Source organism: Paenarthrobacter sp. NPDC057981 (assembly GCF_042886835.1).
Classification (GTDB): domain Bacteria; phylum Actinomycetota; class Actinomycetes; order Actinomycetales; family Micrococcaceae; genus Arthrobacter.
On record NZ_JBHVQI010000003.1, the window covers coordinates 187,729 to 200,146 of the forward strand.

Genomic DNA, 12,418 nt, shown 5'->3' on the forward strand with positions numbered 1-12,418 from the left:
TCCCAGTGACTACACGGAATTGCGGGAGTAGCCTTGTTCCAGTTGAAGTTGTGGATTTTTGTCCGGCTGGGGTTCTTCCGTGGGCCATGTGCATTCGTCGCTGTCCGACCTTCTGGGGGTACTTTCCAGTGCCGTCGCTCCCCAACATGTGAGGTACGACGACGGGTCCCCCACTGCCGGTGTCCCGCCACCTGACGCTCCAGTTACGGTCCGCGCCGTTGCGCTTAACCGGGTGGGAAGGTCCCGTCGGGACGGACCAGTGCTGGACCTCGAATTGAGGGTGGCGGTGGAATGCCATGGTCCGGAACAGCTGGACAACATGGAGCAACTCCTCTTGGCTGTTGAGCTCCACACGCACTACTCAGTGGTGTCCAATGGAGAGTTCCGGCTTGAGGAGTACTCCGATGCCATCCAGCAGGGGCTCGGATTCATGGTCCGTGTTCCAGTGGCGCTCCCCTTTGAGGAACCCTCGGCTCCTCCCTTCCGTGAGCCGGTTGCCGGGAACGCCAAGGCCGGGCGCAGGATCAGCGGACGGTTGGTGGACGCGCACAACAAGGGCATCCCTGACGCCTATATCCATGCGCATTCATCAGCCGTTGCAGTGGTCAGCGATGCCACGGGGCACTTCGAAGTCCTGGCCTCTGCTGACGACCTTCAGCATTTTGCCGTGGCAGTGGGCGGCACGGAACGGGAAGTCTCGGCGACCACCCGAAGCCTTCCCGTGATTATCCGCTGGGTTTAGGGGATCACTTTCCGGAATGGTTTGCCCGCCGGTGCCCATGCCATGAAAAGATCAACCATGCGTCCCATGCAGCACTCCAGCAAACTACAGAACGTCCGGTACGAACTCCGCGGACCCATCCTCCAAGCAGCCAAGGCCATGGAAGCCGAAGGCCACCGCATCTTGAAGATGAACCTTGGAGACACGGCACCGTTCGGGCTGGAGGCGCCTGAGTCTGTGGTGGTGGACATGATCCACCACATCCGGGGCGCACAGGGGTACAGCGATTCCAAAGGAATCTTTTCCGCACGCACGGCGATCTCGCAGTACTACCAAACCCGCGGACTGATGAACATCGGCGTCGAGGACATCTTCATCGGCAACGGTGTCAGCGAGCTGATTTCCATGACCCTGCAGGCCTTTATGGAGAACGGCGACGAGATCCTCATCCCGGCGCCGGACTACCCCTTGTGGACCGCCGCCGTGACCCTTACCGGCGGCAAGCCTGTCCATTACCTCTGTGACGAGGACGAAAACTGGTGGCCGGACATGGCCGACGTCGAAGCCAAAATCACCCCCCGTACCCGTGGAATCGTGATCATCAATCCGAACAACCCCACTGGCGCCGTTTATCCCCGGCACATCGTGGAGCAGTTCGCAGCCCTGGCCCGGAAACACGATCTGGTGCTCTTCTCCGACGAGATTTACGAGAAGATCCGCTACGTTGATGCCGCGCACATCCACACGGCCTCCGTCGCGGATGACGTCTGCGTGTTGACGTTCAGCGGCTTGTCCAAGGCCTACCGGATGCCCGGTTACCGGGCCGGCTGGGTTGCCGTGACGGGACCCTTGGCTGCTACTGCCGCCTACCGGGAGTCCTTGGAGCTGCTGGCTTCGCTGCGGCTGTGCGCCAATGTACCGGCCCAGCATGCCATCCAGACCTGTCTGGGCGGTTACCAGAGCATCGAGGCCCTCATCGCACCGGGCGGGCGCTTGCGGGAGCAGCGCGATCTCGCGTGGAAACTCCTCACCGCGATCCCCGGCGTGTCCTGTGTACCGGCTGCCGGAGCGATGTACCTCTTTCCCCGCCTTGATCCGGAGATCTACCCCATTGCATCGGACGAGAAATTCGTCCTCCAGCTTCTGCAGGAACAGAAGATCCTGGTCTCCCATGGAACGGCCTTCAACTGGCCTACTCCGGACCACTTCCGTTTCGTGATCCTCCCTGCGGTCGAAGACATCGAGGAAGCTGTGCGCCGGATCTCGCATTTCCTCGCTGCGTACCGCAACCGCCCTACGGAGGACTGACGCAGAACGCCTACAGTGCCCCTGTATCAGCGGCCGACTCCCGCAGCGCCTTCTTGGCGATCTTCCCGGTTGATGTCTTGGGGATCTCGGCAATAAGGACCACCCGTTCCGGGATCCACCACTTGGCTACCTTGCCCTCCAGATGCGACTGCACGGATTCTGCGGTGAGGACGGCGTTCTGCCGGGGAGCAACGTAGGCCACCGGCCGCTCACCCCACTTCTCGTCAGGAACAGCGACGACGGCGGCCTCCCACACCTGGGGGTGGCTGAGGATGGCGTTCTCCAACTCTGTGGAGCCGATCCATTCGCCACCGGACTTGATCAGGTCCTTGAGGCGATCGACTACGTGGACGCAGCCATCCGGATCGATCATCCCCACGTCCCCGGTCTTCAGCCAGCCATCGGCAGTAAAAGCCTCAGAGCCGTCCGACGCGCCGAAGTAACCTGCGGCGACAGTAGCTCCGCATATCTGCAGCTCCCCCGTTTCCTTGCCGTCGTGGGGGGCAAAGGTTCCGTCCGGCCGCTCGACGCGGAGCCTGACCAAGGGACTGGGATGGCCCGGAGCGCACATGAGGCTGAGCGCCTTATCTTCCCTGGCGGGCTGCTCCCCTTTGGCAGGTGTCCGTGCCGAGGTGAGCAGCGGACTTGCCTCCGTCATCCCCCAGGTTCCCACCAACGGCACATTCAGTTCCTCAAGATACTGGCGGGCCAACTCGACGGGCAGGGGACTGCCACCATTGGCCAGGCGCCGCAGTGCGGACAGGTTCCGCCCCTGCAGATGCGGCAACAGGCTCTTCCAGACCGTGGTCACGGCAGCGGACACCGTGACCTGCTCCCGTTCCATCAGGCCGGCAAGCTTTTCCGGCGCCGTAGCCCGGCCCGGCAGGACAAGGGATGCCCCGCACATGGTTGCGGCATAGGGAAGGCCCCACGCATTCGCATGGAACATGGGCACGATAGGCATCACCACATCTCCCTCGCCGAGGGCAAAGACGTCAGCGAAGAGCAGGGACATGGCATGCAGGATGATGGAGCGGTGGTCGTACAGCACTCCCTTGGGGCGGCCTGTTGTTCCTGAGGTGTAGCAGAGTGCGGCGGCTGTTCTTTCGTCCGGGATGTCGAAGGTCTTTACGCCGTGCGCCTGTTCAAGGATCGATTCGTAGTCCAGGATGCGGGGGTCGTGGGGCACCGACGGCTTGTCACAGTCGTCCATGACCACGATGTGCCGCAATGTGGGCAGCTTGTCCGCGATCGGCCAGAGGACATCGAGCAAGGAACGATCCACGAAAAGGACGTCGTCCGCGGCGTCGTTGATGATGTACTGGATGTCGGTGGGCGCCAGGCGGTGGTTGATCGTATGGAGCACCCTGCCGGAACTGGGCACCGCGAGGTACAACTCGAAGTGGCGCTGGGTGTTCCACCCGAGGGTGGCAACCCGGGCGGACGCGGGCACGTCCAATGCGTCCAGAGCACCGGCCAGCTTCCTGATCCGCTGCGCCACTTCGCCGTAGTTCGCAGACTGTTGGTCATCGAACCCAGCCGTGACCACCGTTTTGTTGGCGAATGCTCCTTCGAGGCGGTCCACCAGCATGGGTGTGGCAAGGGGGTGGTCCTGCATAAGTCCGAGCATCGTGTCAGCCTTCCTGCCGTGAATCCGTGAGCCCGCGGGATGACAAGGCACCGCGTTCGTTGTCCGGACCGGAGTTCAGCGCTGAGTCACGGTCCTCCCGCTTCAGCGCCCGCGTCAGGACCGGGGTGAGGGCTACAGAGATCCCGGATGCGGCAATGATGATGAAGAAGCCGGTCGCCGGGTCCCCCGTGGCTGTCTCGGCCACACCGAAGAGGTAGGGACCGACGAATCCGCCGATAAGCCCGATCGTATTGATGAACGCCAGGCCGGCAGCAGCCACGATGCCTGACATGCGGGCCATGGCAATGGACCAGAACACCGGCAACGTGCCGAAGATAAAGACGGCTCCGAGCGCGATGAGAACCACCTTGGCCACCGGAGGCTCGACAAGGACGTACGCAACAGCTGTAACGAGGGTGCCCAAGGCCATGAAGCCGACCCAGGCAGCCTCTTTGTTGGAACGTCGGAACAGCCTCGGGATGAGCAGGACGCCAATCGTCGCACCGATGCCGACGCTCCCGGAGATCAGTCCGATCATGAATGGGCTTTTCACGTGCATGGACTCAATGATCGCCGGGATGTTGAACACCAATCCAACGCTGCTTACCTGGTTCAGGAAGTAGACAAGGGCGATGATCACAATGAAAGGACGGCCGAAGGCCCTGCGCACGTTCCCTCTGATGCGGTGTTCGTGCTCATCCGGTGTACCGGCATGCCGCGTCAGGCTGTCGGCTTCATCAGGGGTCAACCAGTCCGCTTGCTGGGGTGTCGACGGCAACTTGAACCAGACGACAACGCCGACCACCATCGTGAGCAGGCCCTCGATCATGAACATCCACTGCCAACCGTGCAGGCCGAACAAGGAGTCCAGTTCCATCAGCGCTCCGCCCGCGGGGCCGCCGATGATGAGGGCGATGGTCGGTGCCAGGTAGATGAACCCCATGACGCTGGCACGCTGGTTCTGCGCGAACCACACCGTCACCATGTACGCCAACGCGGGAAACAGCCCGGCCTCCGCGGCACCCAGGATGAACCGCAGGATGTAGAACGACGCCTCTCCCTGCACGAACATCATGAGGGCGGAAATTGCACCCCAGGTCAGTGCGATCCTGGTGATCCACGCCCGCGGCCCCACACGGTACATGATCAGGTTGCTCGGGACTTCGAGGAACGCGTAGCTGATGAAGAAGATGCCTGCGCCCAGCCCGTAGGCGGCGGCACTTAGTCCTATATCCGCTTCAAGGTGGGTCTTGGCCAGGGAAACGTTCGTCCTGTCCACATAGGACATGAAGTAGACAACGCAGAGCAGTGGAATCAACTTCAACAGTGCTTTGCGGGTGGCTCTTGCGTGAACGACGTCGGTACGCAGAGATGGTTCGGTCATGGTGCCTTGATCCTCGCTCGGAGTGGTCTTGGGTTGTGCCTTGAAAGGGTGGGAGGTCAGCAGACTTCGAACAGACCGGCGGCTCCCATTCCGCCGCCGACACACATGGTGACGACGGCGTAGCGCGCGCCTCTGCGGCGGCCCTCCAGGAGGGCGTGGCCCACCATCCGGGCGCCGGTCATTCCGTAGGGGTGGCCGATGGAGATTGCCCCTCCATTGACGTTCATCCGATCCGGGTCGATCCGCAGCCGGTCGCGGCAATACAGGGCCTGTGAGGCAAACGCTTCGTTGAGTTCCCACAGGTCGATGTCCTCCACCCGCAGCCCGTGTTCCCGCAGGAGTTTGGGAATCGCGAAGACCGGCCCGATGCCCATTTCGCCGGGCTCGCAACCAGCCACCGCCATGCCGCGGTAGATGCCGAGGGGTTCCACCCCCCGGCGGTTGGCGGCTGCTGCTTCCATGAGCACCAGGGCTGAAGCGCCGTCGGAAAGCTGGGAGGCGTTTCCGGCTGTGACCGTCGACGAGCGTGAGGCGTGGCCATCGGCAAGGACCGGTCGCAGCGATGCCAAGCCCTCCTGAGTGGTGGACGGCCGGTTGCCCTCGTCCCGCGACAAGGTGGTCCCGTTGTCCGCATCCCGTCCGTTTCCCGACACGTTGAACGGAACGATCTCGTCGTCGAAAAGTCCTGCGGCCTGCGCTTGGGCGGTGCGTTGCTGCGACAGCAGCGCGAACCCGTCTTGGGCCTCCCGGCCGACGCCGTAGCGCTCCGCGACAATTTCAGCCGTCTCGAGCATGGACAGGTACATCGAAGGGCGGCGTTCCAACAGCCAGGGATCCTGGGCCAGGTATCGGTTCTGGTGCTGGTTCTGGACCAGCGAAATGGACTCCACGCCGCCACCGACGGCAATCGACATCCCGTCCGCAACGATCTGCTTGGCCGCTGTTGCCACTGCCATCAGCCCTGAGGCGCACTGTCTGTCCATGGTCATGGCCGGCACGGAATCGGGAAGCCCGGCGCGGAGCACGGATTGCCGGGCAACGTTGAATCCCGTCGTGCCTTCCTGCATGGCACAGCCGAGAACGACGTCTTCGACCTCTTCGGGCTGCACGCCGGCGCGTTCGACGGCGGCCGCAATGGCGTGGGCGGCCAGCCGGGGGCCGGTGGCTGGACTCAACGTTCCTTTGTACGCGCGACCGATGGGCGTTCTCGCCGTCGAAACGACAACTGCCTCCCTCACAGCGCGGCCTCGGCAACGTCGTCACTCTGCGCGATGGCGATGTACCGGCGCGTCTGGTCGAAGGCACTGTTCGTGAGCACGGAACCGGACATGTCACTGACCCGCGACCATTCGAGGGCAAGCTGCTCGGGCGTTCGCTTATCTTCCGGAAGGTAGACGCCGGCCGACTCTTCCATCCGGGCGACGGCGAACACTCCCGCGCCCGCCGCCAGGATTGTCTTGGTGGGGGCCTCCGGCGACACCATGAAAACTGCACCAGGAGACACAGATTCGGGCGCCAATAATGCGAGCTCCTGGGGTTCAAGGAGGTCCTCGGTCATTTGCGTCGCTGCGGTGGGCGCGAGGGAGTTGACCCGGATGCCTTTGCTCCCGCCCTCGATCGCCAGGACGTTCATCAGCCCAACTACAGCGGATTTGGCCGCACCGTAGTTGGCTTGGCCGAAATTGCCATAAATGCCGGACGCCGACGTCGTCATCAGTATCCGTCCGTACCCCTGCCTGACCATGTGTGGCCAGACCGCATGCGAGCAGTTCACGGATCCCATCAGATGGACATCCACTACTGTACGGAATGCCTGGAGGTCCGACTTTGCGAAGGACTTGTCCCGCAGGATGCCCGCGTTGTTGATGAGGATATCCACGCGCCCCCACGTATCAATCACGTGGTCCACCATCCCGGCGACAGCCTGCTCGTCCGAGACGTCGCACAGCGCCACCATGGCCTGGCCGCCGGCATCCTGGATCTCCCGCGCGACGCTTGCGGCAGCGGACTGGCTCCCAGCGCCGCTTGCCGGCCCGCCGACGTCGTTAATGACGACCTTGACGCCCCGCCCCGCCAGAGCCAAAGCGTGTGCACGCCCCAGTCCGGCCCCAGCTCCGGTGATGATCGCTACTTGCCCGCGGAGGTCGATGCCCACAGAGGTCTCCTTTATTTCGCCAACATACTACTCAGTATTATGTTGCGCTGCTCACATCAACGTCAAGGGCCTTGGGGAACGGATGGCATGATGATTTGGGACCAACGCCTGATGGAGGACATGTGACCAGTACTGCCGACGCCGACCCCGGCATCAGGGCGCGTGTCCTGGATGCGGCCGCTGCTGCGTTCGCGCGCAGGGGATTCGCGAAGACGACGATCGACGACATCGCCTTGGCCGTGGGGGCCACCAAGGGCCTGGTCTACTATCACTTCAGATCAAAGTTCGATATCTTCCTGGCCGCGTACGAGCTCGGCATGCACAAGGTCAAGGCAGTCGTGGAGCCCTTGGCGGATTCATCCGGATCCGGGCTTGAGCGGCTGGAGCGCATGGCGACCGCCCACGTGATCAACCTGATGGAGGACGTGGACTACCACCACGTCGTGCATCAAGGCGTGCGGGACCAGTCTTCGGAGTCGCTCACCGTCGGTCAACGCGAGGCCTTGGTGAAGCTCAACCAGCTCCGGAAGGACTACGAGCTCCTGTTCCGTCGCGTGGTGGAGGAAGGCGTCGCTGACGGGTCGCTGCGGAAGGTCGATCCACCACTGGCCACCCGTGTTTTGCTGAGCAGCCTCAACGCCGTGGATGTCTGGTACCGCGAGCAGGAAAAACAGCCCTCGGAGGGCATCCGGGCTCTGGCCGGGGACGTGGTTGACCTCATCCTCGGTGGAGTCGCCTCTCCCTGACGCGACCGCCCCACCCGGGACCCACCCGGGACTCGCCCGGGAACTACAGGGCCGGGTCCACCATGGTCATGCCCGCCGGATTGGCCTTGTCGAAGCCCGGCAGCAGCACCGCGGCATCCTCCAAGCCAATGGTGCGTTCGATCAGCAGCTGCGGCTGGAGCGCACCCTGCTCAATGAGCGCCATCATTCCCGGATAGTCCACCGCGGCCATGCCGTGGCTGCCCAACACGTCGAGCTCCCAGCCGATCACCCGGGCCATGGGAACCTGGGGGTTTCCGTCGATGGAGGGCAACAAACCGATCTGGACGTGCCGGCCCCGCCGCCTCAGGCTGAGGATCGCGTCAGCGCAGGTTTGTTCACTTCCGACGGCGTCAATCGCCACGTGGCTGCCACCGTCAGTCAGGCGGGTCACGGCTGCCGGAATGTCCGTGCCGTCAGCAGCAACAGTGTGTTCGGCACCCAAACGCGTAGCCACAGCCAGCGCCTCCGGGTTCCGGTCTACGGCGATGACCCTGGCGCCCATGGCCTTGGCGATCATCACTGCGCTGAGCCCGACGCCACCCGCCCCCACAACAGTGACCCATTCACCGGCCCTCACTTGCGCCCGGGCCGCCAAGGCCCGGTAGGCCGTGGCGAAGCGGCAGCCGAGGCTTGCCGCCGTCGTAAATTCAACGTTGTCCGGGAGGGCAACCAGGTTGCTGTCGGCGGCGTGCAGGGCAACGTACTCGGCGAAGGATCCCCAGTGGGTGAAGCCGGGTTGCTGCTGGTCCGGGCAGACCTGCGCGTCGCCGGCCAGGCACCATTCGCAGGTGCCGCAGCCGCAAACGAAGGGCACAGTGACGCGGTCGCCGACGTTCCAGTTCCGGACACCTTCCCCTACGGCGTCGATGACGCCGGCGAGTTCGTGGCCCGGCACGTGGGGCATGGCAATGTCGTCGTGACCCGCCCAGGCATGCCAGTCGCTGCGGCACATGCCCGTTGCCAGCACCTTCACCACCACACCCCCGACGGGGGCGCCGGGCTTGGCGACTTCCCTGACTTCGGGCTGGGTCCGGACCTCATCAAAAACAACTGCGCGCACGGACTGACTCTAACAATCGGCAGGCACTGTCACACTTCCGGTCCCGCCTCCGACATCACTGATGTAACGCACCAACTCTGAAGGGAAGTCAGCATGACCCGCATCAACATCGGTCGCAGCAACAAACTAGGCTACGCCGCCGTCATTGGCTTGGAAGGGTATGCCCGGACCTCTGTCGATCCTGATCTGTACGAGCTGATCAAGCTCCGCGCCTCGATCCTCAACGGCTGCGGTTTCTGTGTGGATATGCACGCGACCGACGGGCGCAAGCGCGGAATCCCGTCACGGAAGTTGCATGCCGTGGCCGCCTGGCAGCACTCCAAAGTATTCTTCGATGCGCGGGAACAGGCCGTCCTTGCCCTCACCGATGCCTTGACGCAATTGGGGCCTGACACGGTGACCGACGAGATCTGGAACGCCGCCGCAACCCATTTCGACGATGGCCAGATGGGCGGCTTGATCCTGGCAATCTCCACCATCAATGTGTGGAACAGGATCGCCATCAGCACACAGATGGAGCCGCCGGTGGATGAGAAGAATCCGCTGGTCTGAACGGTAACGTGGGCAACATGACTCTTGCAGTCTCGGCCACGGCGGCGTGGCAGAGCGAACGGAACCGCCTGCTGGGGATCGCGTACCGGATGCTGGGCGACTTCGGCCATGCCGAGGACGTGGTGTCCGAGGTCGCGATCGACGCTGTCCGGCAGGAACGGAACGTCGACGCCGTTCGCGTGGACTCCTGGCCGGCGTGGCTGACCACCGTGTGCGTGCGCCGTTCCATCGACCGGGTCCGCCAGCTCGCGGCCACGCGGGAGGAGTACACCGGGCCTTGGCTGCCTGAGCCAGTGGATACCGCCCACTTGCCTGAGGAGGCAGTGGCCAACCGCGAACTGCTGTCCTTGACGTTGCTGCATCTGGCCGAGCAACTGTCACCGGAGGCGCGGGCCGCCGTGGTCCTGCACCGCGCCTTCGGAATGCCTGCCCCGGAGATCGCGGACATTCTGGATAAAACGCCTGCCGCCGTGCGCCAGCTGATTTCGCGGGCCGAACGCCGCCTGGATATCGACCCCGATGCACCAGCTCCCCGGGCCAAGGACCGGGCGGTCCTGGAGAGGCTCGTCCAAGCCATTGAACGGGGTGAGATCAACACTGTGGTTTCGATGCTGCACCGGGACGCAGTGCTATGGGCCGACGGCGGCGGAAAGGTCAAGAGTGCCATGAACCCGTTGTTCGGGGCCTCGAGGATCGCACGCTTCTTTGCGGGCATCCTCGGCAAAGCTGTGGCCTTCGATCCCGAGGAGCCGATCCGGGCCTGGATTGTGGAGATCAACGGTGGAGCGGCCCTGGTTCTCAGGCATCACGGCCGCTCCGACGTCATCGAGGTGGACTCGGCCCCGGATGGAAGCATCCGTGGGCTGCGTCAACTCTCCAATCCGGACAAACTTACGAGGGTCTGCCGTTCCTAGCCGCGAGTTCGCGGGAAGGCTGCGAGTTCGCCTGGAAACTTCCCTGCGAAGTGGCAGGGTTCCCGCGAACTCGCCGAACCCGCCCTGCCACCAACGCCGCCACCCCCAACCCGGCCGGGACCAGCAGCGCCCATCCGCTGAACACGAGCACCACCAACATCACTGCCGCTGCCACGATCACCCCGTACCACGCTGGAGTGCGCCGCCGGAGCAGGACCAGCCCTGCAGCCAATCCAAAGGCCGTGACCGCCGTAAAGCAGGCCGAGGCCGCGCCGATCTGGAACTCCATGCTCAGCACCCCGGTCCCAGCGAGAACAAAGGAGATCGACGCCATCACTCCCAGGACCCCGAGACTCACCGCCGGCACCTCCCCCGGCCCGGCGCCACGCGCCAATGCCCGTGGCAGCACGCCGTCGGACGCCAAGCGGGCACCCAGCTTGCTGGCCCCGGCCACAAAAGTATTCAACGGACCGAACGTGAGGACCGCCGCCGCCACTGCGGTCACCGGTGCTGCCGCGGGCCCAAGTCCCTTCGCCAGCAACTCGGCAACCGGGACGCTGCTGCCCGCGAGTCCCGGCCCCAGAACGGCTACGCAAGCAGCCACGAGGCCAATGTAGATCACGCCAACCACCATCAGCGTCAGCCACGTTGCCCGCTTCAGGTCTCGCTCGGGGTTGCGGAATTCGCCGGCCAAGTGCGTCACGGCTTCCCACCCGGCGAAGCAGAAGAACAGCAAGCTCGCTGCGCCACCCACGGCCCAATAACCATTCGGGGCGAAGGGCACGAAGTTCCCTGCCCGGGCATACGGCGCTGCCACGGCTACGGCAAAGGCAAGTAACGCCACCAACAAGACCATCAGGAGCAGCTGCAGTTTGCTGGAAACCCTGATGCCCACCGCGTTGCTCAGGAAACCTGCCGCCAGGATCAGCCCCGCGGCGATCAACACTGTTTCGCGGCCGCCTCCCGTCGCGTGGGCGATGTACTCCCCGCCAATCACCGCGGTCGCGGGCGCGCCGAAGGGAATGGCGAAGTAGAAGAGGTAGCCGGCCACCACTGACGCCCGCTGCCCAAATGCCCTGGTGACGAACGTTGCGATGCCACCCGCGTCGGGCTGCTGCCTGGACATTTCGGCGAAACCGAACGCGACGGGGGTGCAGAACACCAGGAGCAAAGCCCATGCCAATATCGACGCCGGTCCGGCCACTTGGGCGGCGATGGCGGGCAACACCAGCACTCCTGAACCGAGAATGGCACCTACATAGATTCCCGTTGCACGGAAGAGGCCCAAACCCGAACCTTTGACAGCTTTTTTCACTCTTCCAATGAACACTGTTCGGAGCAGTCCCAACAAGCAGGGAAACTGCCTGCCAAGAGCAATATCCTGCCGAACTTCCGGGCGGGCGTACCTCCCCGACCTTCTTTCGACCGTTTGGGCGGATTCTGCAACCGAATTCGGGTGTCTTCACGCCCTTCCGGCGGCAAAGTGGGTCAGTAGCGCACAGCCGCCCGCCGCCTGAGCCGGGCCACCAGCGTCGAGGCGAGCAACGCCGTCGTGATTTCCAGTCCGATCACCAGCAGCAGTTGCGCGGCTCCGCTTGTATCAACAGCGCCCGACGGCGACCTGCCGCCATGGGCGTGTCCGGCACCGCCCGCGCCGAGCAGCAGCGCGGCGTGCAGGGCAACCATGGCAAGGGCTGAGCCGGTGACCTGATGGAGGGCGCCGACCCGGCTGTGGCGCCAGATGTGGATGGTGCACGGAACGCACACGGCCGCGAGGGCGATCATGAGCACGCCGACCCAGGCCTCATGGTGTCCGGAGGCGGCCAGCCAGAGGTGGGTAAGGCAGGAGATGGCCGTGAGGGTTGCGCAGATCCGGGGATGGAGGACGGGTCCGTTGGTGCGGACCCGTCCTGCGATGAGTGCCATG

At 64.1% G+C, this 12,418-nt stretch carries 12 protein-coding genes; 5 read left to right on the top strand and 7 right to left on the bottom strand.

The window, feature by feature from the left end:
- The first annotated feature begins 79 nt into the window (after nt 1-79).
- Entirely contained in the window at nt 80-742 is a 663-nt protein-coding gene (locus ACFVSI_RS05615; RefSeq protein WP_387820548.1) for a hypothetical protein, read from the top strand.
- Nucleotides 743-799: 57 nt separating this feature from the next.
- On the top strand, nt 800-2,029 hold the full coding sequence (locus ACFVSI_RS05620; RefSeq protein WP_387820551.1) for a pyridoxal phosphate-dependent aminotransferase: 1,230 nt from the start codon (nt 800-802) through the stop codon (nt 2,027-2,029).
- A gap of 10 nt (nt 2,030-2,039) precedes the next feature.
- Here ACFVSI_RS05620 and ACFVSI_RS05625 read toward each other — a convergent pair whose 3' ends face one another.
- The 4 genes from ACFVSI_RS05625 to ACFVSI_RS05640 are packed head-to-tail and all read right to left on the bottom strand — an operon-like array spanning nt 2,040 to nt 7,198.
- A complete protein-coding gene (locus tag ACFVSI_RS05625; RefSeq protein WP_387820554.1) occupies nt 2,040-3,659 on the bottom strand; it encodes a long-chain fatty acid--CoA ligase in 1,620 nt (539 codons plus the stop codon).
- Between the two features lie 4 nt (nt 3,660-3,663).
- A complete protein-coding gene (locus tag ACFVSI_RS05630; RefSeq protein ID WP_387820557.1) occupies nt 3,664-5,043 on the bottom strand; it encodes an MFS transporter in 1,380 nt (459 codons plus the stop codon).
- 56 nt (nt 5,044-5,099) lie between these two features.
- Nucleotides 5,100-6,281 carry an acetyl-CoA C-acyltransferase gene (locus tag ACFVSI_RS05635; RefSeq protein WP_387820560.1) on the bottom strand — a complete coding sequence of 394 codons (1,182 nt, stop codon included), beginning with the start codon at nt 6,279-6,281 and terminating at the stop codon, nt 5,100-5,102.
- Nucleotides 6,278-7,198 carry an SDR family NAD(P)-dependent oxidoreductase gene (locus tag ACFVSI_RS05640; protein ID WP_387820562.1) on the bottom strand — a complete coding sequence of 307 codons (921 nt, stop codon included), beginning with the start codon at nt 7,196-7,198 and terminating at the stop codon, nt 6,278-6,280. The genes ACFVSI_RS05635 and ACFVSI_RS05640 overlap by 4 nt, the downstream gene beginning before the upstream one ends.
- Before the next feature lie 122 nt (nt 7,199-7,320).
- Between ACFVSI_RS05640 and ACFVSI_RS05645 the strand changes: the two genes are divergently transcribed.
- Nucleotides 7,321-7,944 carry a TetR/AcrR family transcriptional regulator gene (locus ACFVSI_RS05645; RefSeq protein WP_387820565.1) on the top strand — a complete coding sequence of 208 codons (624 nt, stop codon included), beginning with the start codon at nt 7,321-7,323 and terminating at the stop codon, nt 7,942-7,944.
- A 43-nt stretch (nt 7,945-7,987) separates the two neighbouring features.
- Here the strand turns inward: ACFVSI_RS05645 and ACFVSI_RS05650 are convergent, their stop codons facing one another.
- Entirely contained in the window at nt 7,988-9,025 is a 1,038-nt protein-coding gene (locus ACFVSI_RS05650; protein ID WP_387820567.1) for a zinc-dependent alcohol dehydrogenase family protein, read from the bottom strand.
- A 93-nt stretch (nt 9,026-9,118) separates the two neighbouring features.
- On the opposite strand from ACFVSI_RS05650, the gene ACFVSI_RS05655 reads away from it, so the two are divergent.
- Both ACFVSI_RS05655 and ACFVSI_RS05660 read left to right on the top strand, forming a co-directional pair.
- The gene (locus tag ACFVSI_RS05655) at nt 9,119-9,577 is read left to right on the top strand and encodes a carboxymuconolactone decarboxylase family protein (protein ID WP_144661100.1); all 459 of its coding nucleotides are present in this window, start codon (nt 9,119-9,121) and stop codon (nt 9,575-9,577) included.
- 17 nt (nt 9,578-9,594) lie between these two features.
- Nucleotides 9,595-10,491 (top strand): sigma-70 family RNA polymerase sigma factor, encoded by an 897-nt coding sequence (locus tag ACFVSI_RS05660; RefSeq protein ID WP_387820571.1) that lies wholly within the window; start codon nt 9,595-9,597, stop codon nt 10,489-10,491.
- Here ACFVSI_RS05660 and ACFVSI_RS05665 read toward each other — a convergent pair.
- Together ACFVSI_RS05665 and ACFVSI_RS05670 are read right to left on the bottom strand one after the other, a co-directional pair.
- Nucleotides 10,469-11,806, bottom strand: coding sequence for an APC family permease (locus ACFVSI_RS05665; RefSeq protein ID WP_387820574.1), 1,338 nt, complete (start codon nt 11,804-11,806; stop codon nt 10,469-10,471). The two genes, ACFVSI_RS05660 and ACFVSI_RS05665, sit on opposite strands and share 23 nt — an antisense overlap.
- Nucleotides 11,807-11,979: 173 nt before the next feature.
- Nucleotides 11,980-12,417: a hypothetical protein gene (locus ACFVSI_RS05670; RefSeq protein WP_387820577.1), complete on the bottom strand. Its 438-nt coding sequence runs from the start codon at nt 12,415-12,417 to the stop codon at nt 11,980-11,982.
- Nucleotide 12,418 lies beyond the last annotated feature (1 nt).